The sequence below is a fragment of the Paenibacillus albiflavus genome (genome assembly GCF_004344915.1).
GTDB lineage: Bacteria > Bacillota > Bacilli > Paenibacillales > NBRC-103111 > Paenibacillus_AM > Paenibacillus_AM albiflavus.
Genome location: NZ_SKFG01000006.1, coordinates 147,211 through 172,725 on the forward strand (window position 1 = coordinate 147,211; position 25,515 = coordinate 172,725).

The 25,515-nt window shown below is 44.4% G+C and carries 27 protein-coding genes; 9 read left to right on the forward strand and 18 right to left on the reverse strand.

From position 1 onward, the window contains the following. Positions 1-65: 65 nt before the first annotated feature. Positions 66-1,163 (reverse strand): alpha/beta fold hydrolase, encoded by a 1,098-nt coding sequence (locus tag E0485_RS08880; RefSeq protein WP_235857494.1) that lies wholly within the window; start codon positions 1,161-1,163, stop codon positions 66-68. Further along, on the reverse strand, positions 1,160-1,750 hold the full coding sequence (locus E0485_RS08885; protein ID WP_132417668.1) for a TetR/AcrR family transcriptional regulator: 591 nt from the start codon (positions 1,748-1,750) through the stop codon (positions 1,160-1,162). Before E0485_RS08885 ends, E0485_RS08880 begins: the two co-directional genes overlap by 4 nt. A gap of 330 nt (positions 1,751-2,080) precedes the next feature. Here E0485_RS08885 and E0485_RS08890 point away from each other — a divergent pair, with 330 nt between their 5' ends. From E0485_RS08890 to E0485_RS08900, 3 genes are all read left to right on the forward strand, one after another. Further along, on the forward strand, positions 2,081-2,617 hold the full coding sequence (locus E0485_RS08890) for an AAA family ATPase (RefSeq protein ID WP_132417669.1): 537 nt from the start codon (positions 2,081-2,083) through the stop codon (positions 2,615-2,617). Further along, complete coding sequence (locus tag E0485_RS08895) at positions 2,614-3,705, forward strand: threonine aldolase family protein (RefSeq protein ID WP_132417670.1); 1,092 nt, start codon at positions 2,614-2,616, stop codon at positions 3,703-3,705. Before E0485_RS08890 ends, E0485_RS08895 begins: the two co-directional genes overlap by 4 nt. Positions 3,706-3,910: 205 nt before the next feature. Continuing rightward, on the forward strand, positions 3,911-4,747 hold the full coding sequence (locus E0485_RS08900) for a YitT family protein (protein WP_132417671.1): 837 nt from the start codon (positions 3,911-3,913) through the stop codon (positions 4,745-4,747). Between the two features lie 210 nt (positions 4,748-4,957). On the opposite strand, the gene hypE is transcribed toward E0485_RS08900, so the two are convergent. The 14 genes from hypE to E0485_RS08970 form a co-directional block, all read right to left on the reverse strand. Continuing rightward, positions 4,958-5,962, reverse strand: coding sequence for a hydrogenase expression/formation protein HypE (hypE, locus tag E0485_RS08905; protein ID WP_132417672.1), 1,005 nt, complete (start codon positions 5,960-5,962; stop codon positions 4,958-4,960). Between the two features lie 3 nt (positions 5,963-5,965). Then, the gene (gene hypD, locus E0485_RS08910; RefSeq protein WP_132417673.1) at positions 5,966-7,075 is read right to left on the reverse strand and encodes a hydrogenase formation protein HypD; all 1,110 of its coding nucleotides are present in this window, start codon (positions 7,073-7,075) and stop codon (positions 5,966-5,968) included. Next, complete coding sequence (locus E0485_RS08915; RefSeq protein WP_132417674.1) at positions 7,047-7,283, reverse strand: HypC/HybG/HupF family hydrogenase formation chaperone; 237 nt, start codon at positions 7,281-7,283, stop codon at positions 7,047-7,049. Before E0485_RS08915 ends, hypD begins: the two co-directional genes overlap by 29 nt. Then, the gene (hypF, locus tag E0485_RS08920; protein ID WP_132417675.1) at positions 7,274-9,625 is read right to left on the reverse strand and encodes a carbamoyltransferase HypF; all 2,352 of its coding nucleotides are present in this window, start codon (positions 9,623-9,625) and stop codon (positions 7,274-7,276) included. Before hypF ends, E0485_RS08915 begins: the two co-directional genes overlap by 10 nt. Further along, on the reverse strand, positions 9,580-10,245 hold the full coding sequence (hypB, locus tag E0485_RS08925) for a hydrogenase nickel incorporation protein HypB (protein WP_132417676.1): 666 nt from the start codon (positions 10,243-10,245) through the stop codon (positions 9,580-9,582). The genes hypF and hypB overlap by 46 nt, the downstream gene beginning before the upstream one ends. A 5-nt stretch (positions 10,246-10,250) precedes the next feature. Continuing rightward, positions 10,251-10,601: a hydrogenase maturation nickel metallochaperone HypA/HybF gene (locus E0485_RS08930; RefSeq protein WP_132417677.1), complete on the reverse strand. Its 351-nt coding sequence runs from the start codon at positions 10,599-10,601 to the stop codon at positions 10,251-10,253. Beyond that, positions 10,594-11,022: a hypothetical protein gene (locus E0485_RS08935; protein WP_132417678.1), complete on the reverse strand. Its 429-nt coding sequence runs from the start codon at positions 11,020-11,022 to the stop codon at positions 10,594-10,596. Before E0485_RS08935 ends, E0485_RS08930 begins: the two co-directional genes overlap by 8 nt. Beyond that, positions 11,012-11,530, reverse strand: a complete 519-nt coding sequence (locus tag E0485_RS08940) for a HyaD/HybD family hydrogenase maturation endopeptidase (RefSeq protein WP_235857495.1) — start codon at positions 11,528-11,530, stop codon at positions 11,012-11,014. The genes E0485_RS08935 and E0485_RS08940 overlap by 11 nt, the downstream gene beginning before the upstream one ends. Next, positions 11,511-12,290, reverse strand: coding sequence for a Ni/Fe-hydrogenase, b-type cytochrome subunit (gene cybH, locus E0485_RS08945; protein WP_132417679.1), 780 nt, complete (start codon positions 12,288-12,290; stop codon positions 11,511-11,513). Before cybH ends, E0485_RS08940 begins: the two co-directional genes overlap by 20 nt. 12 nt (positions 12,291-12,302) lie before the next feature. Continuing rightward, positions 12,303-14,018 (reverse strand): nickel-dependent hydrogenase large subunit, encoded by a 1,716-nt coding sequence (locus E0485_RS08950; RefSeq protein WP_132417680.1) that lies wholly within the window; start codon positions 14,016-14,018, stop codon positions 12,303-12,305. After that, positions 14,018-15,094, reverse strand: a complete 1,077-nt coding sequence (locus tag E0485_RS08955; protein ID WP_132417681.1) for a hydrogenase small subunit — start codon at positions 15,092-15,094, stop codon at positions 14,018-14,020. The genes E0485_RS08950 and E0485_RS08955 overlap by 1 nt, the downstream gene beginning before the upstream one ends. A gap of 38 nt (positions 15,095-15,132) precedes the next feature. Beyond that, complete coding sequence (locus E0485_RS08960) at positions 15,133-16,149, reverse strand: HoxN/HupN/NixA family nickel/cobalt transporter (protein ID WP_132417682.1); 1,017 nt, start codon at positions 16,147-16,149, stop codon at positions 15,133-15,135. Positions 16,150-16,296: 147 nt separating this feature from the next. Beyond that, positions 16,297-17,280: a helix-turn-helix transcriptional regulator gene (locus E0485_RS08965; protein WP_132417683.1), complete on the reverse strand. Its 984-nt coding sequence runs from the start codon at positions 17,278-17,280 to the stop codon at positions 16,297-16,299. An 86-nt stretch (positions 17,281-17,366) separates the two neighbouring features. Then, positions 17,367-18,899 (reverse strand): MDR family MFS transporter, encoded by a 1,533-nt coding sequence (locus E0485_RS08970; RefSeq protein WP_132417684.1) that lies wholly within the window; start codon positions 18,897-18,899, stop codon positions 17,367-17,369. 203 nt (positions 18,900-19,102) lie between these two features. Here E0485_RS08970 and E0485_RS08975 point away from each other — a divergent pair, with 203 nt between their 5' ends. The 4 genes from E0485_RS08975 to E0485_RS08990 all read left to right on the forward strand — a co-directional run bounded on the left by E0485_RS08975 (position 19,103) and on the right by E0485_RS08990 (position 21,644). Beyond that, positions 19,103-19,525 (forward strand): SRPBCC family protein, encoded by a 423-nt coding sequence (locus E0485_RS08975; protein ID WP_132417685.1) that lies wholly within the window; start codon positions 19,103-19,105, stop codon positions 19,523-19,525. Between the two features lie 2 nt (positions 19,526-19,527). Continuing rightward, the gene (locus tag E0485_RS08980) at positions 19,528-19,833 is read left to right on the forward strand and encodes an ArsR/SmtB family transcription factor (protein WP_235857497.1); all 306 of its coding nucleotides are present in this window, start codon (positions 19,528-19,530) and stop codon (positions 19,831-19,833) included. A 760-nt stretch (positions 19,834-20,593) separates the two neighbouring features. Beyond that, positions 20,594-20,932 (forward strand): zinc ribbon domain-containing protein YjdM, encoded by a 339-nt coding sequence (locus tag E0485_RS08985; protein WP_132417687.1) that lies wholly within the window; start codon positions 20,594-20,596, stop codon positions 20,930-20,932. Between the two features lie 37 nt (positions 20,933-20,969). After that, positions 20,970-21,644, forward strand: a complete 675-nt coding sequence (locus tag E0485_RS08990) for a YdeI/OmpD-associated family protein (RefSeq protein WP_132417688.1) — start codon at positions 20,970-20,972, stop codon at positions 21,642-21,644. 56 nt (positions 21,645-21,700) lie between these two features. Here the strand turns inward: E0485_RS08990 and E0485_RS08995 are convergent, their stop codons facing one another. Further along, entirely contained in the window at positions 21,701-22,759 is a 1,059-nt protein-coding gene (locus E0485_RS08995) for an LLM class flavin-dependent oxidoreductase (protein WP_207910951.1), read from the reverse strand. Between the two features lie 195 nt (positions 22,760-22,954). Here E0485_RS08995 and E0485_RS09000 point away from each other — a divergent pair, with 195 nt between their 5' ends. Further along, positions 22,955-23,599 carry a hypothetical protein gene (locus tag E0485_RS09000; RefSeq protein WP_132417689.1) on the forward strand — a complete coding sequence of 215 codons (645 nt, stop codon included), beginning with the start codon at positions 22,955-22,957 and terminating at the stop codon, positions 23,597-23,599. Between the two features lie 7 nt (positions 23,600-23,606). On the opposite strand, the gene E0485_RS09005 is transcribed toward E0485_RS09000, so the two are convergent. Further along, positions 23,607-24,218: a class I SAM-dependent methyltransferase gene (locus E0485_RS09005; protein WP_132417690.1), complete on the reverse strand. Its 612-nt coding sequence runs from the start codon at positions 24,216-24,218 to the stop codon at positions 23,607-23,609. A gap of 205 nt (positions 24,219-24,423) precedes the next feature. On the opposite strand from E0485_RS09005, the gene E0485_RS09010 reads away from it, so the two are divergent. Next, entirely contained in the window at positions 24,424-25,482 is a 1,059-nt protein-coding gene (locus E0485_RS09010; protein WP_132417691.1) for a YiiG family protein, read from the forward strand. Positions 25,483-25,515 lie beyond the last annotated feature (33 nt).

Sequence of the window (25,515 nt, forward strand, 5' to 3'; positions counted from 1 at the left end):
ATGTCACAATTCCGTTGCGTCTTTTCATGTCTTTTGGCCCTAATCCAAATCGCTAAACCTTGTATTTACAGAACCTCCGCGTCAACTCTCCTTATAATTGACAGGAGGGCATTGCTGAAATCAATGGGTTTATCCAGCATGGAAGCGTGGCCTGCGTCAATTATTGGGTAAAAGCCTTTCTGAGGCGCAACAACTGTAGTGTAATATTCTTCTGCAATTGAATAAGGCGTCTGCCAATCACTTGTGCCGTGTATGTAAAACATAGGTACCTGATAATTTGTGGTCACTGATCTCAGATCGAATGATTCAAATAGTTCTTGGAATATCAGCTGTTGACCATGATTAATACCGTCTATGTCGGCAAGAATCATATACCGCATATCCTTTATGCTATAAAAAGGTGATGTTACCGCAGAATAGACCAGTTTAGCTGTAGGACTTGCTGCCAATTTATACTTCCCCTGAACCTTACGAAGTTTTGAAAGTTTATTTTTCATTTCACTATCAAATTTGCGGACAGGGTACGGCTTTAGTGACAGTAATGTTTGAATATCCTTATCACATTTTGCAGCAGTGGCGCACTCTAATGCTTTGTCAAAGCCAATTTGCTCATTTTCCAACATATCGACAAGTTGCCCGACGCCGATATAGCCTAGAACTAATTGTGGGTGTCGATGAACAAACAAACTCCCCAAAAGGCTGCCCCAAGAGTGTCCAACAATCCATATCTTATCTTTTACATATTTCTGTTTCAAATAAAGGACAACCTCATGAGTATCCGCAACAAGCTGTTCAATTGTAGTCGTTGGAGCTACTTTGGTTGGGTCGTTTTTATAAAAGGTTTTACCGCTATTCCTCTGTTCCCAGTGAACTACAGTAAGATGCTTCTCCCAAGGTAATTGGAAATCCTGCACAAATGGCAGCATAGGTGAGCCGGGCCCGCCATGCAAGAAAAGTATAACTGGATTATTGATGTTTTCACCACGATGGTATAAGAATTGCTGAATACCGCCAATTGTAACGTATTCTCCAAAATCAACCCCATCAGAAGTTGTAATGGCTACTCTATTTTTGTGCTTTTTTTTCGCAAATAGCAAACAGGTTAGCCCCAATAACAATAAAATTAGTACAACACCTACGATCAATAGGACAATCTTCATCATTGTGATTCTCCTGCCATGTATTCAGCTATGACTGTTACCAATATATCTAAGGCTTGATGTCTACCGTCAGAATAGAAATTATTCGTATTGGAGGATACAAAGCTAAGCGCGTCCATAAGCTGCGATAACACATGGATATCACATACATCTGTGTCAATTTCAAAAATTTCTGTTGTTCTTTTAAAGTAGTCTGCTGCTTTCTTTTTTTCTTGTTCGTATACTTCGCTAGGAAGTTTACGCAAAAGGCTTTCAAAGTCAGTTGGGGTAACATATAAAATGATACTATCTGGTGCAAGGTAAATTTCTTTTGCTGCCTTTACCACTTTTTCTTTTTTGCTTAAATTCTCTTTTTTTAATGCTTCAATTCGTTCAAAAGAGTTACGCTCACAACGCTTTAAAATATCAAAAAGCAGTTCTTCTTTGGAATCATAGTACAAATAGAATGAACCTTTACCAATCCCTGTTGCCGTGGCAATGTCCTCAACGGTAACTTTTTTAATCCCCTTTTGCTTGATTAACTCAACACCTTTTTCAAACATCAAATCCTTCATTCGTTGCTTTTCATTTTCGTGTACTATTTTAGGCATAGGGGTTCTCCTTGGTTTTTAATGACTATAATATATAATTTCGGTCAATTATAAATTATCTCAAGCACCTTCATTTGTCAATGATATTTATGGATCCAACCCAATTCATATTTTAAGGGCACATGACGAGTTTTCTTGGATAAGGGTATTTCATTCAGATCGCCTCTTTCGTATGATAGATACAGAGTTATACCATCTGAATTTCATAAAACGGTCTTCCTACCTCACGCTGCACCAAAGGTTGAATATTGCACTTAACCATTGTTTAATGAAATTAGGGGTACTGCTAGTTGATATGTAAATTTAGCCATAACAAAGGTTGGGATGCACATGAACCAAATCCTAAACAAGATTCATATTATTGGCTCTGTTGGCAGCGGCAAATCTACTTTAGCTAGAACGTTATCAAGTAGACTCAATATACCTTATTATGAGTTGGATAATGTGGTTTGGCTAAGAACGCCGAATGGGGATGTAAGAAATTCTCAAGAAGTTAGAGATGCAACTTTGCACACGATCATCACTTCGGATCAGTGGATTGTAGAAGGCGTACATCATCAATGGGTTCAAGCGAGTTTTGAGAAAGCGGAGCTGATCATTTATTTGGATACACCTATTTGGTCAAGAAACTATCGGATTCTTAAACGATATGTGGTTGAGCGGCTAGGGCTGAAGAAGGGAAACTACAAGCAATCCTTGAGTATGCTAAAGCGAATGTATCAGTGGAACTATCAATATGATGTTAGAAGTAAACCCGAAATTATGAGACTCTTGCAACCGTTTCAAGAAAAGTTGTTTATACTTCAAGATAATCGCGACATCGAACATATAGGTAAAATGAACGTTAAGGAGATGAATGTACAATGAGTACTAATCAAACTTTACTTCAAGCATTTCAACAAGCATCTTATCCCGTGGCTGGGCATAGCAAGAGAACTGTCCAGGAGCTGAAGAGAGCACTAGAATCGGTGGATGCCAATCTAGCAGGCGATATGTATGGAACAGGACATGTAATCGAGGATTTTCAGGCGCGGATGGCAGCATATTTAGGCAAGGAGTCGGCTGTGTTTTTCCCAAGTGGAACGATGGCGCAGCAAATTGCGCTTCGCATTTGGTGTGATCAGAAGAACTCCCCTAAAGTTGCCTATCATCCATTATGTCATCTCGAAATTCATGAGAAGGACGGTTTGAAAGAGCTGCATCATATCGAAGCGCAATTACTAGCAGATACAGATCGACTGATTCGATTAGATGATGTGGAGCAGTTGGACGAGAATGTCGCTTGCTTGCTTCTTGAGTTACCACAGCGGGAGATTGGCGGGCAACTGCCGGATTATTCCGAGCTTGAAGCGATTTCTGCATTTTGTCGTGAACGAGGGATCAAGCTGCATATGGACGGAGCTAGACTTTTTGAAATCACACCGTATTATCAGAAAACGGCTGCCGAAATTTGTTCGCTTTTTGACAGTGTATATGTATCCTTCTATAAAGGAATTGGCGGCATTGCAGGTGCAATTCTTGCAGGGGAATCTGAATTTACAGAAACATCCAAAGTGTGGAAAAGAAGACATGGCGGCGATCTGATCAGTTTATACCCTTATACAATCAGTTCGGATTATTATTTTGAACAAAGAGTTGGCAGGATGCAGCAGTACTATGAAGGCGCTAAAGACTTGGCTTCGCGATATAATCAGTGCTATGGATTCAGGACCATACCTGCTGAGCCTGTTTCGAATATGTTCCATGTGCATGTTAACGTATCTGCAGAGGAGCTTGAACCGCAGCTCATTAGCATTTATGAAGCAACAGGTATTGGTTTAACGGGTAATCTGAGACCTACAAGTGAATCAAGCTGTTATTTTGAAGTGAGTATTGGGGATCGTTATACGGACCTTCCGAAATCAAAGCTAATGGAAGCATTTCAACTGCTTGATGCAGCAATGAAACAAATATAGGATTCAAATTAAGAACAGGGGCTGTTCCAAAAGTCTGTTTAGGACTCAGGAGTGGCCCTTTCGTTATAAAACTCGTTGATATTTTCCTTCAAAAAGATGAAGAATATGGATTATTATATAGATTCGGACTGTCCATCTAGACAGTCTGTTTATCGTCTAGTTACAATGTAAGATAAGAAAGTCGACAACAAGAGGGGACAAAAGGATGAAAAAACGAAGTTTAGACATAATTACGATTATAGTAGGATCGCTTATTTTTGCGCTGGCCGTCAATTTGTTTGTAATTCCAAATCATTTAGGTGAAGGTGGAGTTACGGGGGTCACGATCATTGCTTATTATCTTTTTGGCTGGTCGCCAGGGCTCGTAAGCCTAATACTGAATTCCATTTTATTAATTATTGGTTATAAATTTCTGGATAAGAATACGACAGTCTATACCATTATTGCGGTTGCATTCAACTCGCTCTTTTTGTATTTAACAGAGAGTTGGCATATTGCTTCCGACGAAATAATGATTAACGCGATATTTGGTGGTGTCTTTGCTGGCGTAGGTATTGGTTTGATTATTCGCGTCGGCGGAACCACAGCAGGGTCTACTATTTTGGCTCGGATTATGAATAAATATTTAGACTGGAATGTAAGTTATGCACTCCTCTTTTTTGATCTGATCGTAGCCTTTTCCTCGTATTTCATTATTGGTGCGCAAAGCTTAATGTTTACGATTGCGATGCTCTATATTGGGACGAAAGTGATGGATTTCATCATTGAGGGCTTAAATGCCAAGAAGGCGGTAACTATTATCTCTAATGAGCAGAATAAAATTGCCGAGGAAGTTAGTGCCGTCATGGACCGCGGTGTTACAGTCTTGCATGGATATGGCCACTATACCAAGCTGCCGAAAGAAATTCTGTATATTGTCATTAGCAAACAGGAAGTGAGCACTCTTAAGAAAATTGTTCGAACGATCGACAAAGACGCATTCCTCACAATTCATGATGTACGTGATGTTTTTGGAGAAGGCTTTGTAGACATTACTAAGTAATCTAGCTTACATAAATAAACTTTCCTGTTTACGGAGTCCGCTCCATTTCAGTTGTTGCGAGCTGTGATTGGACTAGCATTTGATGCTAGCGATACAAGTTCTATATCTAAAAAAGCTCTGATGTTAAAGCATCAGAGCTAAATAAGATTGATATTTTCATTATATGTAGGACAATTCTTTTTTACAATACTCTACATACACCTACGGTAATCAACAAATCCTCGGAAGCAGCACACCTGATAGTCGATGCAGTCTGCGTGATGAGCCGAAGACGGTTCTGAGCAGCAGTTGCCCTTTGGTTGTGTTGGTTACACGTCCAATAACGGCAGCATTGGCCCCCTCAGGATGGCGACGCAGCGTCTCCAGCAACTGCATTTCTTCGGATTGGCTGACGATGATGACGGCTTTCCCTTCGTTTGCCAGATAGATCGGTTCGAAGCCGAGCAGCTCACAAGCACCTTGTACATCAGGACGAACAGGGATTTCCTCTTCGTCCAACTCTACAGTCACACCGAAATCTTCGGCGATTTCGACGAGTGAGGTAGCGAGACCGCCACGGGTTGGATCCCGCATAATGCGGATCGTTGATGTGCTGATGAGCGCATCGCTGAGCATAGCCGTCAAGGATGCACAATCTGAAAGCACATCCGTACGCAAACCTAGCTCGTTCCTCGCAGCGATAATGGAAACGCCATGATCGCCAATCGTCCCTGTGACGATTACGCTGTCACCTTCAGTTATCGCAGTCGGATGCAGTTGCCGTTCCTCCCGAATAACGCCGATACCCGTTGTATTAATGAAAATACCGTCGCAAGCGCCTCTCTCGACTACCTTGGTATCGCCCGCAACAATTCGAACATTCGATTTGGCTGCTTCCTCTGCCATTGATTTAACAATAACTTGTAATTCCTTCAGCGAAAATCCTTCCTCCAGGATGAATCCGCAGGTTAAGTAAAGCGGCTCTGCACCACTGACGATCAGATCGTTCACCGTGCCTGCAACAGCAAGTTTGCCAATATTGCCGCCAGGGAAGAAGATCGGCTGTACGACGAAGCTATCTGTCGTGACAGCAAGCTTCGCACCGGAAACTGGCTGAATCGCTGCATCCATCATAGGAGCGGAAGAATCGCCGAAGGCGGCAATGAACACGTCTTGAATCAAGCGATGTGCCTGTTCTCCACCGTCTCCGTGCGCAAGTGTTATTCTGCCATTCATGCGCTAATCCTCCCTCGTATAAGCATAATATGCGGCGCATGTGCCTTCGGCTGAAACCATGCAAGGTCCGATGGGCTGAACGGGTGTACAGGCTAAGCCGAATAGGCGGCATTCGGGAGGTGCAATCACGCCACGGATCACCTCGCCACAGCGGCATTGGGTTCTGCGAGGCTTGATGTTGGGCACATCGAACTTGTGTTTAGCATCTAAGTGTCGATATTCCTCACGGATTGCAAGCCCACTGCTTGGAATGGTGCCGATTCCACGCCATTCCTCGTCACATGGGGTGAAGTAAGTCTCCATGAGTTGCTGAGCAACCTTATTTCCTCGTTCCCCGACAATGCTGGTCAGATCATTGATGATCTCTACCTTCCCTTTAATCGTGAGCTCCAGCAAACGGTACAGACTGCTTACCATCTGCAGCGGTTCGAACCCGCTGATCACGCCAGAAATTCCATATTCGTCTGTCAAAAACTGATACTGCGCTGCTCCGAGTACAATGGAGACATGTCCAGGGAGAAGAAATCCATCGATCTTTACCTCTCCACTGTCTAACAAATGGCGGAGAATCGGCTCCAGCAGCTTAGTGCTCACCCACATCGAGATATTGCTTAATCCACGTTCCTGCGCCTCTTTCAAAACAACAGCAAGAATTGGAATCGTTGTTTCAAATCCAATCCCGAGAAAAATCACTTCACGATCCGGATGCTGCATCGCAATTGTGATCGCATCCGTAGGGGAATAGACGACCCTGACGTCCTTGCCTTCGGTTCGGGCACCCATCAGTGTCTTCTGGCTGCCGGGTACACGCATCATATCGCCAAATGTGCAAATGATCCGATTCTCGTCTTCTGCGAGTGCGATCATACTGTCAATGGATTGCTGATCCGTCACACATACCGGGCAGCCAGGGCCAGAGACGAGCGTCACATGATGCTTTAATCGATTCTTTAGTCCGGTACGGGCAAGTGCCATCGTATGTGAACCGCATACTTCCATGAATACAGGCTTACGCCCATAACGAGCAGTGAAGGTATCCGCAAGCTCGATGACTTGCTGCAATAATGCTTGGCTTAGCTTAGGGCTATGGAGTGCTTTCAGCAGCTCTTGCATCAATTAGCCGCCTCCATTCCTCAAGACTGTCTCGCGCATAGTCTTCATCTATAATTGACATTGCTTGACCAGCATGGACGATGACATATTGTCCAACCTCAACTTCGGGTACAAAAATGATGCCAACCTGCATACGCGATCCCATGACATCCACGATAGCGGCAAATTGGTCAATTTCAATGACTTGCGCAGGCACGCCTACACACATGACATATCACTTCTTCCTTGATTAGATCTATAAGCAGCAGCTTGTGCGGCGATTGCTAGCTGTCCTTGCGCAATTCCCCCGTCATCACAGGGAACTACCCGATGGAACAGTACGGTATACCCTGCCTTTTCTAACTTATGACGAATACGTTCAGACAGGCTGCGGTTATGCCAACTGCCACCTGACAGCACGATTTGTTTATTTCGCATTGGGTTCCCTTCATGTGCTTGAAGCAGCAAGTGTACAGCTGCCTTAGCCACCGTTTCATGAAACCGTAAAGCGATCGATTGGGTGGGCATGCCGTGTAGAATATCTTTTAATAATTTCTCGAACATGCGAGAGAAATCGATTTCCAGCAGTCCATCTTTTACTGTGATCGTATAAGGGTATGCAGATATTCGTTCTCTATCACCGAATGATGCGATTTCAGCTAATAGAATAGCTGCTTCTCCTTCATAGGTTGAGACCTCGCACAGTCCTAACAGTGAGCTGACGGCATCAAATAATCGTCCGCATGTTCCTGCTAAGGGAACGTTCACATTCTTCTGAATCATTCTGCCAATCAAGTTGATTTCATAATCCTTATCTGGATAGCGAAGACGCAATAACGTTTCACCTTTGTCTGGCAAAAGCGACAGCACCATGGCTACAGCAGTACGCCAAGGCTGTTTAATGCTCGCTTCCCCTCCTGGCAGCGGTGTATATCGCAAATGACCCAGACGTTCATAGCTTGCTGCATTGCCATATAGCAGCTCGAATCCCCAGATACAACCATCTGTCCCATAGCCCGTACCATCCAAGATGAGACCATAGCAGCTCTCGTTTACTTCATTATCGATCATGCAGGAGACATGATGCGCATGGTGATGCTGAACATATTCGATATGAAGTTTGGAGTTGTCAGCTGCTGCTAACGTGTTATACCCAGGATGCAAATCTACAGCTGCGATATGAGGTGTAATACCAAGCACCTGTGAATAATGCATATATTGCTTTCGCGCGTACTGCTCCATCTCTAAGCTTCCTAAGTCACCACTGGGTGGACCGAGGAATATTTGATTGCCACGCCCGAAGGCAACTGCATTCTTTTGCTGACCGCCTAGAGCAACGATGCCATCCACGTTCACACTTGTTAAAGCAGGATCAGGGACATATCCGCGGCCACGGCGAAGGAAGTCGATCCTATCCTCCTTCCATTGCACAACCGAATCCTCAATTGGATTCTCAATTTCTCGGTCATGAGTGAGAATGCAATCTGCAATTGTCGCTAGATAAGGCAATGCTTCCTCATCCTGATAGAGAATGGGAAGTCCAGAGGAGTTCGCGCTCGTCATGACGATACAAGGTAAATCCCAGTCTTCGAGCAGCAAATGATGTAAAGGTGTATAAGGCAGCATAAGGCCGATTGTTTCCAAATGCGGTGTGATCTCAGTCGGCAGCACGTGCATACTTTTAAGACGTGTTACGACAATAGGACGCTGAGGTGAAGTAAGCAGTTCACGTTCAGCTTGTGTAAGCGTACTAAGCATCTCACATATGGCAAGCGAGCTAGCCATTACGGCGAGTGGGCGGCTTGGACGCCGTTTGCGCTGCCGAACGAGGTGAACGACCTTACTGCTAAACGCATCACAAGCAAGATGGTAGCCGCCAATGCCCTTAACGGCGATAATTGCCCCTTGCTTGAGGCGCAGCTTCGAGAGCGTAATTGCTTCTTCACCAGAAGCGATTGTATTCCCGCTTGTATCAGTTAGCATGAGCCGAGGACCGCATCTTCTACAGGCAATAGGCTCTGCATGGAATCGGCGATTCCGAACATTGCCATAATCCTCCTTGCAGTAGGTGCACATGTCAAAGTCACGCATGGATGTTGACATGCGGTCGTAAGGCAGGCTGCGGATAATACTGTAGCGAGGCCCGCATTGCGTACAGTTGATGAAAGGGTATCGATAGTAGCGACTATTCGCATTTCTCATTTCTTGCAGGCATTCTTCACAGACTGCAATATCCGGGGGGATCATCAGCTCGGATGCACCATTATGCTGTGACTCCATAATCGTGAACGAGGTATAACCAACGAATGGAATGTCGGTCACTTCAAGTTTGTCTATTTTCGCAAGCTGTGGCGAACGCGCAGTAAGGTGATGGATGAACTGTTCCAGGTTCACCCTGTCACCTTCTGCAATAATTTGAACCCCATTCAGACTGTTTCGTACTTCCCCCATAATGGCGTTTTCTTCCGCTAGTTGATAGACATGCGGCCTAAATCCGACACCCTGCACTCTTCCTTTAACGACGATTAGGACTGATGATCTTGCATGGCTTGAAAGGCGTTGTCGATCCATTCGAACCACTGCTCCATTCCTTCGCTTGTTCTTGCTGATAACGTGATTAAAGATGATTTGGGCTGTATCGCTTCCAAGTCCTTGATTGCTTCTTCCACACTGAAATCCAAATAAGGCAGCAGATCAATTTTGTTCAGCAGCACAAGCTCCGTCCGCATGAACATCGTTGTATATTTAGGAATTTTATCATTGCCTTCAGGTACGCTGAGCACAGCAACCTTATGATGCTGACCGAGGTCGTAGCCTGAAGGGCAGACCAGATTACCCACATTTTCGATAAAAAGAATATCCAAATCATCCAAATGAAACTCTGGCAGTGTCTTGGCAACCATACGCGCATCCAGATGGCAACCGCCATGTGTATTGATTTGAACAGCATGCACACCCAGTGCCCGAATTCGATCCGCATCGCGTTCTGTTGCCAAATCTCCCTCGATAACGCCAATCCGATAGCGACTTGCCAGAGCTTGGATCGTAGATTCCAGCAGTGTCGTCTTGCCAGCGCCTGGTGAACTCATCAGATTGATGACGAGTGTCTTGCTATTTATAAAATGCTCGCGATTATGTGCAGCGGCTGTATTGTTATCTTTTAGGACCTCTTCATTCAGTGTAATTCTCATCTGTTCTAGCTCCCTTCGTAAGCTTCGACTTGAAATGTTTGTCCTGCCGTTAATTGCCCGCCTGGCAGTGAGCAATCCGGACATATCGCAATACGATGAACAGGTGCATAAGTGATGCCGCAATGCGGACAGTAGGCGCTTGCTTCCTCGACTTGAATTTCGAGCACTGCCGTATCAGCGAGCATCGTATGCTGCTGTGCCTTGAACATATCGAATGCCATCATGAGTGCGTCCGGCATCGCATTGCTGAGTACGCCGACTACAAGCGTGATGCTGTTTATAGTCGCCAGGTCGCGTTTTCTTGCATCTGTTTCAACCAAAGCCAGAATATCGCCCATCAGTGCTAATTCATGCATATTTTGAACCCTCTTGTGCCTTGATGCCTACGAATAATTGTCCGTTATCGACTTTGGTCGGTAACGTTGTGAATGGGTCAGGTGAAGCAAGCGAAGCTTCATGGTCGCATGCAAAGCATTTAAAGCAATGCTGATACGCCAAATAATGCAGCAATTGTCCGCATACTTTGCATTTTCGACTCCAAGCTTGGTATCCACCGTTGTGAAGAAGCAGGATGATCGGTTCAGATTGAATGTTCACTTCATCGAACGATGCCCCCTCTTTGGGCATGGCAACAGGAGAGAAGCGTACACCGCTGAAGGTCTCTGCAACACGATCTATTTTCTTAATGTCATGCTCGATAATTGGGGTCATGACTTCCTTAAACGTCTTGGCTAAGGAATCTCCCATTACTTTGAAAAAATCACGTCTATTTATCATGGATAATCCATTCCTTCACCTGATCTTCAATTGCTTCTATTAAGCCCTGTAGAGCAGACGTTACGGTATCAGATAAGCCGATGCCAAATTCCAATGATTCGGGCTGAACGCCGAACATCACCATATGGGCGGGCAATCGCTCGCGGATTCGTGCTGCGAACAGCACTTCCTGGAAGCCGACTTGATGAACGGACATTTTGACACCGTAATAAGCAGGAATCGCATTATCCTTTACACTGTAAATCGACCCCGGCTCTTTCCCGCCATTGATTGCGTCGATGATAAGTAGATGGTCAGTGTCCTCTACAGGACCGAGCAAACGAATGCCGTCTGTCGCACCTTCCAGAATTTCCACTTGATCGTACTTTGCTAGACGTTCTTGAAGTAGTGGAAGTACGTGAATACCTACACCCTCATCGCTGTATAGCGTGTTCCCAATCCCAAGAACAAGAATGGATGGGTGAAGGGATTGTTCTGAACTCATCGCATTATTCGGATTGTTTGTCATGTGGTTCAATCGCCTGCTTTTTCTCGGATTTATAGCCTGTGAAAATCGAGCTCATTGTGCCATTGCGCTCAATCCAATCTTCACGGTAAGCCATGTAAATATGAATCACGATAAAAATAATAAATGCCCACGCGACCAAATGATGCCAAGAACGGATCGTGAAGCTGCTGCCAAAAATCATCGGAACCCAAGCAAACATTTGACCAAACCATGACTCCGGCTGAGGCTCGAATAATAAATAGTAGCCCGTGATCATCGCAAGAATCGAGCCAGCCCCGATAAAAATCCAATAACTCAATTGTGCAAGCGGATTGTGACCCGTATAATGCGGCTTCCGATTGCGCAAGAACAGATAGAACTTCAGCGTTTCGAAGGTTTCGACCCAGAACGCTTTTTGGGCGGGATTAGAAGTCGCGTATTTATTGCCTTTGAACACCCAGTACCAGCGAACAAGCAAATTAGCGGTAAATATGAAAGCCGCGAAGAAGTGGATGTACCGTGCCCAGCCCATGATAAAAGAATAGTAAGCTTCTTCTTGGCCAATCGACCCAAGGAACGGATTGCCGATATAGATGCCCGTAATGATCATGATTAGAATCGTAGCTGCATTGATCCAATGGAAGATACGTACAGGCAGTTCCCATACGTAAATTTTGACATAGGCTTTGCGATCATCCCTGACTTGAACGGGCCGTCTTTGCTTAGTGGCAATACGGGATTTGGGATGTTCGTGCTTTATTTTTTCAACAGGAATCGACATAGACAAGAGCTCCTATCCAATTCGGATTTCGGTCATTCGATCATCTTGCAAATCAGTTAAGTGAACTGCGCACGCCAAACATGGATCGAAGGAGTGCACAACACGTAGAATCTCGAGCGGATTATTTGGATCAATAATTGGTGTTCCTCGTAAAGCTGCTTCATAAGCACCGATCTGGTTCTTATGGTCGCGTGGTGAGGCATTCCATGTCGTAGGTACAACAGCTTGATAATTTTTGGTTTTGCCGTTCTCGATTCGAACCCAATGTCCAAGCGCGCCGCGCGGTGCTTCGATCCAGCCTACCCCTTTAGTCTGTGACGGCCAAGAGGAAGGGTCCCATTTTGTTTTATCGAAGGTGATTTGATCCCCATTCCGAATGTTGCTGAGCAGTGCGTTCATATCGCTGCGCATCCAATCGCCAACAAGACCTGCTTCCAGTGCGCGGGCTAGCGTGCGTCCAAGTGCGGATTGCAAGGCTGAGAACGGCAGACCAAGCTTGCTGAGTGATGTATCGATCGAGTTTCTGTAGTCGTCTTTGCCCGCTGCATATCCAATAATCATCCGAGCGAGCGGCCCCGTTTCCATTGGCTGTTCTTTCCACCGTGGGGCTTTGATCCAACTATATTTGTCTTTCGTATCGAGTGTTTCGTATGCACCTTTAGGTCCTGTATAGTGCATGTTCGTCTGACCTTCCCACGGATGCTTGCCGCCAGAAGCTTGTCCATCGTATGTGTACCAAGAATGATCAATGAACTCTTTGACCTGCTCAGGATCCTTGGGATTAACCTCATGAATCGTGTTCAGATCCCCATTAAGAATGACGCCACGCGGCATACGGTATAAGTTCACATCATTAATATCACCTGTGGAGAAGTCCCCATAGCTCAAGTAATTGTTCAAACCGCCGCCAAACGTCCAGTCCTTGTAGAAGGAAGCAATCGCAATCACATCGGGAATGTACACTTGGTTCACGAAGGCAATGGCTTCGTCAATAAGCTGCGATACATGAGATAATCGTTCAGCATGAATCCCGTTGTCGCTATTGATGTCCAGTGGCGTTGCCATACCGCCTACGACATAATGTGGATGTGGATTTTTGCCACCGAATATGGTTTGAATCTTCACAATTTCTTTTTGCCAATCGAGTGCTTCCAGATAATGTGCAACTGCAAGCAGATTTACTTCAGGTGGCAGCTTATAGGATTTATGTCCCCAGTACCCATTCGCAAAAATACCAAGCTGTCCGCTATCCACAACCTTCTGCACCTTCTGCTGTACATCTTTAAAATAACCGGGGGAAGACTTCGGCCAATTCGAAATCGATTGCGCAATAATGCTCGTCTGGGTAGGGTCAGCCTTTAGCGCACTAACGACATCAACCCAATCAAAGGCATGTAAATGGTAAAAATGAACCACGTGATCATGCAGCATAACAGCGGCGTTCATCAAATCGCGAATGAGATGTGCGTTTCTCGGCACTCGGATGCCAAGTGCATCCTCGACGGATCGGATCGCTGCAAGCGCATGCGTTGAAGTACAAACACCGCAAATCCGCTGCACATATGCCCACACATCACGTGGATCGCGATTTTGGACGATTAATTCTAGACCTCGAATCGCAGTTCCAGAACTGTATGCATCCTTAATGAAGCCATTCTCCATATCCGCCTCAATCCGCAAATGACCTTCAATTCTTGTTACGGGATCTACTACAATGCGTTCAGCCATTACTCGTCACCTTCTTTGTCATTGCTTTTATTTAGGAAAGCTGTTACACCAGCATGAATAGCGATACCTGCAGCCGCCGCCCCGACGATACCAGCTCCAATCAATTCGGGATTAATTGTCGTTTGCGTACCAGGAATTTCTGCCATTCGCGTATAGAACGGGCCTTGATCCCAGAAATTGCTCTCCGAACAGCCGATACAAGGGTTACCCGATTGAATGGGATAACTAACACCGCCATTCCAACGCATTTCAGCACAGGAATTGTAGGTAGTCGGTCCTTTGCAGCCGAGCTTGTATAAGCAGTAGCCTTGTTTGGAACCTTCATCGCCGAACGATTCCGCAAATAGTCCAGCATCGAAGTACGCACGGCGATTACACTTATCGTGAATCCGGTGACGATAGAATGCTTTGGGCCGACCATGGTGATCAAGATCAGGAATCGTTCCAAATGTAATGAGGTGGGCGATGACACCTGTCATAACTTCCGCAATTGGCGGACAGCCAGGTACTCGTACGATAGGCTTATCCTTGATAATGTCTGTAATCGGTCTAGCACCCGTAGGATTCGGATAGGCTGCAGGAATTCCGCCCCAAGACGAACAGCTGCCATAGGCTAAGATCGCCTTGGCATGCTTTGCCGTTTCGAGCAATGTTTGTTTCGCAGACACACCGCCGACCATCAAATATTCATCATGCATTGGAATGCTGCCTTCAACTGCCAATATGTATTCACCAGGGTAATTCTGAATCACATGCTTTCTAGCTTCTTCAATCTGATGACCTGATGCTGCAGAAAGCGCTTCTGTGTACTCAAGTGAAATCATATCGAGGAGAACGCTTTCAATCTTGGGATGTGAAGAACGGATAAAGGACTCAGAGCAGCCCGTACAATCTTGTAGCTGCAGCCAAATGACGGGTACTCGCTTGCTGACTTCCATAGCCTGTACAACAGAGTTGTTCTGTGTGTAATCAAGCCCCATTGCTGCGGTCAACATGGCGCACATTTTGAGGAAATCACGACGAGTAAAACCCCGGCTTAAAGCGGATTGGTAGATCGTTTTCTTATCATTGTTCATAACGATATCTATTTCCCTTCACTTCAATATAGAATGTGTTATGCTTGCCAGCGTTCCTCAATTCGCATCGTTTTCCAGATGCCATAAGAAATAAGCCAAGCCAAGACAAAAGTGCCAACCATAATAAAGCCAAGATTGCCAAAATCAAGTTCCTGTACCCAGCCCCAGAATCCTTCTGTTAAACCGAGCTTAGGCGTAAGCACTTGGATGAGTTCGATCATGCCAATGATGAGTGCGGCAACGATGGATAGACCAGTCACTGACAGGTTGTAATAAATTTTGCGCAGCGGTGTGCGGAACGCCCAGCGATATGCAGTCGTCATGAACACGCCATCTGCTGTATCCAGCAGACTCATGCCAGAAGCAAATAAGATAGGTAACGACATAATGCTTGTTAGCGGTATTGCGCTGTTAGATGCACCTGCGGAAATGGCGAGTAGTGCAACTTCGCTTGCCGTATCAAATCCAAGTCCGAATAAGAAGCCAATCGGGTAAACATGCCAGCTCTTGCCAACGAATGCGAATAGCGGCTTAAAGAATCGTGCTAGCAGTCCTCTGTTCAGGAGCAAATCCTCCAGTTTGTCGTCATCCTCGCGCTTATTTCGCATTTGTCGAAACACACGATAAATACCGACGAAAATGAAAACGTTCAGGATGCCGATCAGAACAAGGAATACACCTGATACTGAAGCGCCGATTAAACCTCCGATTTCTTTGAGCTGTGGAATGTTGTGTTCTGCCCACTTTGCGGCAAGTGCAGTGATAAGAGCCATAATGCAGACGACCGTGGAATGTCCAAGCGAGAAGTAGAATCCGACACCTGTTGGATTCTTGCGTTGTTGGACAAGTTTACGAACGGTATTATCAATAGCTGCGATATGGTCTGCGTCAAAAGCATGCCTGAGTCCTAACGTATAAGCTAGAACACCGAGGCCGAGAAGCGTAGGATTGGCAGGCAATGAGACAAGCAGAAGCGTGATACCCACCGCATGTAGGATAATGACTCCCCATGCGTAACCTTTCCACGAATACTGCTGCAATTCTTTGTCTTTCATTTTTACTACTCCCTTATGGTAAAATAACCCACATCTTCTTCCAAAATAGCACAGTTGATCAACTGTATTGTGTGAGGATTGTCACTCTGAACAAAATAATGTCATATTATGGAGTTTGATGAAAAAGAAAAGAACCATTAGGTTTAGCTAATGGTTCTGTAATGAATCTACGTCAATAGGATCAGCATCCGGATACATAGCTGCGATTTTTAATGCTGTTCTTCTGACTTCAGCAGCTATATGAGCTGGTTCAAGGACACGTATGCTCGTTTTGTATCGAAGCAGAAAGCCGATTAGCCATTTCTCATTGGGAAGGGTAGTGCGTACAAGAAGTGATCCATCTGGCAGCTTCTCAATTGTGCTTTCGTCAAAATAGTCTACAGCAGCTACTTTAGCTTCATCTGCAAATTGAAGGACAAGATCAAAGGTTTGCTTGCTGATGGCTGGAGGTATACCCATTCGTTCGTTCAACTCGTTCAGCGTGACGGTTCTACGATTGTAGGATTCAGCTAGCATTTGCAAATTGCTTATCCGAGAAAGCTTGAAGATCCGATAATCCTCACGGCTTAAACAATAACCGTGCAGGTACCAAGCGTATCTTTTCAATACAAGCCCCATCGGTTCGATCGTGCGTTCGGATTCGCTGCCTTGTCCATCCGTATAGGAGAATTGAATTAGCTTGTTTGCATGGATTGCTTGTTGGAGTGAGGCATATTTAATACGCTCTGTGTCGCTATTGCGCCATGGGGTGAAATCGACTAAGACTTGCTCACGTTCAGTGAATCGTCCTTGTTCCGTTTGCGAGATTAGGGCTCCTACTTTATTCAGCAGACGATCCATGTTTGATTGATCTAGTACTTGAGTAGACTGAAGACCACGCAACGCAGTAGATAGAGCAACAAGTTCATCAAAGGAAAGCATCTGGCGATCCAATCGAAAGCTATCCATGATCTCATAACCCCCTTCGGCTCCTGTGTACGAAACAATTGGGATACCGGCAAGATTCAGCGACTCCAAATCACGGTATATAGTGCGTAGTGAAACTTCCATTCGATCAGCCAGTTCCTGCGCTTGTACGCGTTTGCGGTTTAATAACAGAATCGTAATCGCCATCATTCGCTCAAGCTTCATTGCACTTCCTCCTCATTAGCTTCCATGAGAACTATCATAATCGATGAGCGCAAATTAATCGATCTAATCTACGCTCACCATTACCCTTAATGAGCAGCTGCGTAATTAGCTTGATCATCGGAAGATAGAACAAGTCTTTCTTTTCTCATGAGAAGTGCGGAAGCAAGTGCAAGAACTGCAGGTATCAGGCTCCAGACAAAGGTCATACCAATGGAAGAGGTTAGTGCAATTTGAATCGTACTCCGTACGCTAGCATCTAAAGATTGGCTAAGTGCAGGATTCAGCAGAACATAGGGATCACTTACATTGAGATTCGCTGGAATTAAAGCCGTATTACCTGCAAATGCAGATGTTAATTTATTCGTTAGTGCATGGCTTTGAATAATCCCGAATATCGTAATGCCGAGTGTCATGCCGAGTGATCGGTTGAAATTTAAGGTGGAGCTTGCTGTTCCACGCTTAGATGCCGAGAAAGAGTGAATCGCTGAATTACTAAGTACCGAGAATGTCGCGCCAATGCCGAGACCCATCAGGATCATATAGAGGGTCACGAGAAACCGGGGCGTTTCTACCGTCAGTCCGCTAAGCAGGACAAGTCCGGCAATAAGCAGGACAAGTGGTGAAGCGATAATCGTGCGATAGGATAGCTTTGTCATGAGGAATCCACCTAAAGTCGCCGTTATAACGGAACTCACCATCATGGGAAGTAGCACAAAGCCAGCGCCAGAAGCGGATCCGCCTAGAACACCTTGAATGTAAATCGGGATGAATACGGATGCAGACATGTATGCAGCTCCGCTTAACATGGCGACTAAATTACTGGCGGTATAGAGTCTGTTGCGGAACATCTGGTAGGAAATGATTGGCTCGGCAGCTCTTTTTTCAACGAATATAAGCGCTATTGTGAAGCCTATGAATCCAACAAACAATCCAATAATTTGTGATGAGCCCCATGCGAATTGCTTGCCGCCTAGCTCAAGCGCTAGCATTAGGCATACAACGGCACCAATTAATAGGAACGCACCCCAATAATCAATGCTTTGCTTGGCATGTACGGCTGATTCTTTGTAGAAGAGAAGAACTAGAACGAATGCAATTAATCCGAGCGGTAAGTTGATATAGAAAATCCATTGCCATTGCAAATGATCGGTAATATAGCCGCCAATTATTGGAGCAGCAATACTAGATAGACCGAATAGGGCACCGAACATGCCAGTCATTTTGCCTCTATTCTCCGGAGCAACAACATCGAACATGATGGCGAATGCGATCGATACCATAGCGCCTGCACCGATGCCTTGAATCGCTCTGAATAAACTAAGAGTGATAATGGAATTCGCCATACCGCATAATGCCGATCCCAGCATGAAGACGAGGATCCCAAAGATGAAGAACCGTTTTCGTCCATACATATCCGATAGCTTGCCAAAGATCGGCATGCCTGCCATTTCCGTAATCATATAAGCAGACGTAACCCAGACAAATTTATCGAGTCCGCCCATTTTGCCAACTATCGTTCCCATAGCAGTTGCTACGATGGTATTATCCATTGAAGCCATCAGGATTGCGAGCAGCAGCCCTGTCATGATTAATCCGATATTTTTGTGTTTAGTTGTCATTCATTATTCATTCCTTTCAGTTTAGGTGGTTAGTTGATTCACCACCGATCTGATGTCATCATAACGGTTCATTGTTGACATCTGCGTGTCAGGAATGATGTGGCAATTATTATTTTTTTAAAATAGGAGTAAGTAACACCAAAAGGTGTTATAATAACAGGGACATCTTGGGATGTTATCAAACTCATCTTGGAGGTACTTATATGCAACAACAAGGAGCATTACCAGAAATTCGTCAGACGATCCTATTGAATGCGCCAATAGATAAAGTATGGAAGGCTGTATCGACAGCAGAAGGAATTGCCGCTTGGTGGATGCCAAGTACGTTTGAAGCTGTTCTTGGCAAAGAATTTATTTTACATGCAGGACCATTCGGCGACTCGCCATGTAAAATAACGGAGCTTGACCCTCCGAATCGCGTCGGTTTTGACTGGGGGAAGGACTGGCATCTGACGTTTGAATTAAAACAGATTGAGGATAAAACCGAATTCACCTTGATTCATTCAGGTTGGGATGCAGAGAAAGTGACAGAGTTCGGACAACCACACACTGCCGTTCGTGGCATGATGGATGGCGGTTGGGTGAAAATCGTCAATGAAGCATTGCCCGCTTATATCGAGGCGTAACTTTGGAACATGACGTTTTTCAGGCGATTGCCGATCCGACTCGTCGCAAGCTGCTGCAATTGCTTGCGCATCAAGACATGTCGATTGCTGCCATGAAGGAATGCTTCCCTTTAAGTCGAACGGCGATTAACAAACATCTGCATGTTTTGAGCGAAGCAGGACTTGTCAGCAGCCAAAAGGTAGGGCGCGAGACGAGGTACACACTCTGCTTAGAACCACTTGCCGAATTGCAGGACTGGCTATCTTTCTTTGAACAGTATTGGGGGAAACGTTTAGAAGCGTTGAAACAGTACGTAGAGTCAAATTAGCCGCGGTCGGTTGTGAAAACACCCTTGATATGAGGGTGTTTTTTGTGTGCGTGCAGGCGGCTGATTGGTCTTCGGTTAACGGTAACTAATTAGTGCTAACGGTAACTGGTTTCCCAATAACGGAAACAAATTACCGAAAAAGCACCCAAAGTTGCCGCATCGCGCGCGGCAGAACGGTTGAAGGGTGCTGGTAGAATGCAGACGGAAATCAGTTTCCCAAAGACGGAAACAAATTACCGAAAAAGCACCTAATGTTGCCGCATCGCGCCCGGTAGCACGGTTGGAGGGTGCTGGTGGAGTGCAGACGGAAATTAGTTTCTCAAAGACAGAAACAAATTACCGAAAAAGTACCAGAAGTTGCCGCATCGCGCTGGTCAGTACGTTTGGAGGGTTCCGCTGCGACCCTTGTTGCCTATTTGAGTGCATTATGTACATTCAAAAGAGCAATATATCGCTGTCATTAGACTTTGCCTGCATTTCGTACATGCTAATCTGCTGGTTTGTGTTAAATCTGCTATATTGGTTGATTTTCGCTGTATGAAATGCAGGCAAACCTTGCGGTGCGAGCATATGGGGCGTTTTGAATGTATGTTTTGCAGGCAAACGTTTATTTCTTTACTTAGGACCCTTACGGACAGCGGTAGGATTTTCAAAAATTGACCCATTCATTGGAACCCAATTTGTTATACCTAAACGACTATGCTATCATACATGCCTAGAAGGAATCGCCCTAATATTAACGAATTGAGGAATAGTGAACATGTCGAATTTACCAAATTGCCCTAAATGTAACTCAGCGTATACCTATGAGGATGGCTTGATGCTTGTATGTCCAGAATGCGGTCATGAGTGGAGTTTGGAAGCAGCGTCTAACAACGAGGATGAGAAGGTTGTCAAGGATGCGAACGGAAATGTCTTGAACGATGGTGACACCGTAACCATTATTAAAGACTTGAAGGTCAAAGGCAGCTCATCCACTTTAAAAATTGGCACAAAGGTTAAAAACATTCGCCTCGTTGATGGCGATCACGATATTGATTGCAAAATTGACGGCTTTGGCGCGATGAAGCTGAAATCGGAATTTGTCAAAAAGGTATAATGAGTAACACGATTTTGTATGGTAGGGGAGGCACAGCATGTCTAAAACAATTGTAGATAAGCTATCGCTGCGCAAATATAAGCAAGTTGCGGTCTTGAATCAACCTGAAGGATCTGATTATCTGGCTGAACTCGAGGACTACGATACATCGCTTCAGAATCATGGATACGATTTGATTTTTGCTTTTGTATTGGACTTGGATTCGCTACGCGATTTAGTGAATCAAGTGATTGAGCATCAGCATCTAAACAAGAACGGGTATTTATTTACGGCTTATCCGAAGAAAGGTAATAAAGTGTATCCAACTTTCATTCATCGGGATGATCTACTATCGGGTCTTGGTAGCGATGAGGAAGGGTATGTTGGTACAAGTGCGATCAAATTTGCTCGGATGGTTGGGCTTGATGATGTCTTCACGGTCGTTGGATTTAAAGAAGATGCAGCGGGCAAGAATAAGCTGTCGAATAAGCCAAGTCAGTGTGTGGACGATTATTTGGACTTGATTCCGAGCATTGAGCAGGATTTAGAGGATGCACCAGAGCTGCTTGCGATCTATCAAGCCCTGACACCTGGGTATCGGAAGGATTGGGCACGGTATGTGTACAGCGCAAAGCAAGAAGATACAAGAGCTAAGCGTCGCGAAGAAATGAAAATGATCCTACAGGCCGGCTTTAAAACCCGAGAGTTATATCGACAAGCTCAGTCAAAATAAAGCTCAGTCAAAATAAAGAAAAAGGCGACTCCTGTGAGCCGCCTTTTCGTTCGTTTTTATGCCTTGGCTATTTCCTTGCGCACAATCGGTGCAACTTTCGTCCCCAGCAGCTCGATGGCATGGAGAATTTCACGATGTGGTATCGTGCTGACATCAAGATGCAGGAAGAAACGGTTGATACCGAGATTTTTGTGTAACAAAATAATTTTCTCAGCGACATACTCAGAATCGCCGACATAGAGGGCACCTTGAAGACTGCGGGCGGACTCGTATACATCGCGCGTGTAATCCTGTCCCCATCCACGTTCGCGACCGAGAGCGTTCATCATTTGCTGCTGCGATGGGAAGAACATATCTGCAGCATAATCAATCGTATCCGCGATGAAACCATGCGAATGCGTCGCAATCGATAGTTTAGACGGGTCATGACCTGCTTGCGCAGCAGCCCGCTTATATAAATCGACTAGTGGTGCAAATCGTTCAGGCATGCCGCCAATAATAGCAAAAACAATCGGAAGCCCCAGCACCCCAGCTCGAATCGCTGATTCAGGCGTCCCTCCACTAGCAATCCATACAGGAAGCCGCTCCTGTACAGAACGTGGGTATACGCCTAGATTTTGAATGGCAGGGCGGTGACCACCGCGCCAAGTAACTTTTTCCGATTCTCTGATCGCAAGCAGCAGCTCCAGCTTCTCTTCGAATAATTCGTTATAATCATCTAAGCTGTAGCCAAACAGCGGGAATGATTCGATAAAAGAGCCGCGTCCTGCCATAATTTCAGCCCGTCCGTTCGAGATTCCATCGAGTGTAGAGAATGATTCGTATACGCGTACTGGATCATCCGAGGATAATACCGTAACGGCACTTGTGAGCCTGATCCGTTTGGTCATCGCAGCAGCAGCCGCAAGTACAACGGCAGGCGCGGAGCCTGCAAAATCAGCACGGTGATGCTCTCCAACGCCATAGACATCAAGTCCAACCTGATCTGCTAGAACAATCTCTTCCACTGCATTGCGCAGCCTCTCTGCATGTCTAAGAGGTGTGCCTGAAACGGGGTTTGGCATAGCTTCCAAAAAAGTACTGATTCCAATTTCCATAACTGCTGGTTCTGTCATACACATTCGCCTCCTTGAATACATACTCTTATTATACTGATTTTTTTAAAGTTACTCAAATTAGGTTAGTAAAAATAAAAGCCCAAAAACACTCAATCTGTCATAATTATTTGCAATAATATGTATTTAATCAAAAATAACTTGACACTTACCCCGCATAAGGATGTTAAATAAAGGTAACTGGGGGTGGCTATAATGGAAAACAAACCGAATTTCGGTAGATTTGATACAGAATCGAAAGAAGAGAAAGAGGCTGCCAATTCTGATTTTTGGATCAAGGAGCGAGCCCGAGATCGGAATCATAACTTTTGGCAGCCTATTCGCATAACGTTCATGAGTATAGTAGGTATAGCGATTATTTTGGGTATTATCTTGGCGATCCTCGTTGGTCTGTCAGGCATCCCAAAGAAAATCGATGCATCGTATCCTGCCATTATGTATCGTGAGAATGATACGGGGTATGTGCAGCAGACGACGATTACGATGCAAGGCAAGCTGTATACGCGATGGTTCTCGAATCCGAAATTTGTCGGTACGTTTAGCATTGATCAATTTGAATTGATGAAGAGAGATGCGACCACAGATATTGAGTTTCAGCCTGAGTTCATGAACGGTGCCGGTCTTTTAAGTTATTCGACTTTTGCAGATGGCAAACTGGATTTCGAATCCGTGGGTATGATTTGGATGGCAGATGATATGAAGAAGGTCAATATCGGGGTGTTCGAGCCTGTTAATGCAACCGCTAAATCAATGAGGGATCTAGTCATTTCAGCACCAGCAACGACAAGGGAAGAAGCCGTCGAACTTACGAAGCAATTTAACAACCCATTCCACAATTGAAAAAAACTTACGCTTGTCCCTTTTTTGAATCAAGAATAAACATAGACGCATCTTGTCCCATGAATATTTTATTTCCTGTATAAAAAGTTTTGAATTGAATGTCCCTATACCCTATTTTCGTCATAATGCCGATTAGCTCATCTGGATTAAATCCGTTATGAACAATATCTGAAACTATTTTTTCATTTTTATTAAAATCTACGACCAGTAGATGTCCTCCTTCATTAAGAACATCAAATAGTCTTGCTAAAACTAATTCAACATCCTGAATATGGAGTAGAACTTGAGCCATAAAAATATAGTCGGCATGTATGTCCGATATACTTTCCTTTTCAATATCAAAGCATAATGTATCTACATTCTGAATATTAAAATCAGTTATTTTATGCTTTATTTGATTAATCATATTTTGTGACGTATCCAGAAAAAGCATAGAATTAAACTCGTTTAACAAGTTCATGCCGACAAGACCAGTTCCACACCCAAAATCAATAGCATTCTTACTTTTAGCGTCAACTAAATAATTGCGGATGGCAACTGATGATACCTTTGCAATTTGGATTCTTTCGGGAGTGTCATATATATTAGCGATCATTTCAAACTTATCCGTATTTCCCATTATTATCTCTCCAACCAGGTTTAATATTTAGGATACGATTCTGCATGTCCTAATTCAACAAATCAACAAATATTACACAAATGTGAAAAACTGACTATTGGGTTAATTATCGATTAGCTCCACCCGATAAAGATTGAGGGGAGGGCTGATCAATCATTTTACGCATTAAACTTAGAATAAATATATAAAGGGAGAGCTATACACTGTGAAAAAATTATTTCAAACCATTACGCTAGTTTTATTATCAAGCATTGTTCTTGTTTCCTGCTCGAAGCTGAAGCTGAGTCCTAAGGCATCGGTATCTAGTAGTACCCCTAGCAGTACCCCCTCTACTTCTACTCAGCCGAGTCCAGAAGAGACAAAACTTCTTAAAAAAATGCAGGAAGTAGAGAAATACAATGCCTATGTTGGGCTGAATAATCTCATAACAGGCAGCATCGATAATGTGACCAATCGCTATTTTGAGCAGCTAGGCATGGAGGAATCTCCGAAGATCGGTAAGAATTTCAGCTTTACGATGCTATCCATATCTTCAACTGTTAAGAGTAACCTGGACAAGTATTTAGCTTACACGGATAAGAAACCGGAATTTACAGAAATCGATCCAATCGTTGTGAAACTAAAGCCTGTACTAAAAGATTTAATTGCCGTGCTATCCGAAGGGCATGAATACTACGATATCAAAGGTTATGTAGATGATCAGTTTGCCAAAAGTAAAGAATTACATACCGAGATTCTAAAAATTACACAAGCTTATGAACCGATAAGAAATGAATTTTTGGATGCAATGTACGTATTGGGCGAAGAGCAGACGCAAATTACGTTGAAGGAACTGCAGGATGAAGATCAGATGATTCGCTATAGCGCTCTGCAATTAATTCTGAGTGCTGAGGCTGTCGACAATGAGATGGCAGATCAGGATATCGCGGCTGATAACGTCTTGAATCTGAATTTAGAGAAGTATAAAGCGAAGTATGATGTATTCGTAGAAAGCATGAATAAGCTGAATGAATATGCCCAAGATGAGGCAAGGATCAAGAAAGAAGGAATCGACAGCTATTCACTTGAGCAATTTGTTAAAAAGGTCAAAGAGCTTAAAGTATCGGCAACGAATATTATTGATCGCGTGAATAAGAAGAAGAAGGTAGATGACTTTAATTTACAGTCAAGCTTCTTTAGAGAAACGCAAGAGGGTACACCTGAGAATTATGGCAAGAATTTGGGACAAACGATTGATTATTATAACAAAATGATCAACAAATAATCTGACAATTATCGATGTCATGATATTAAGGCA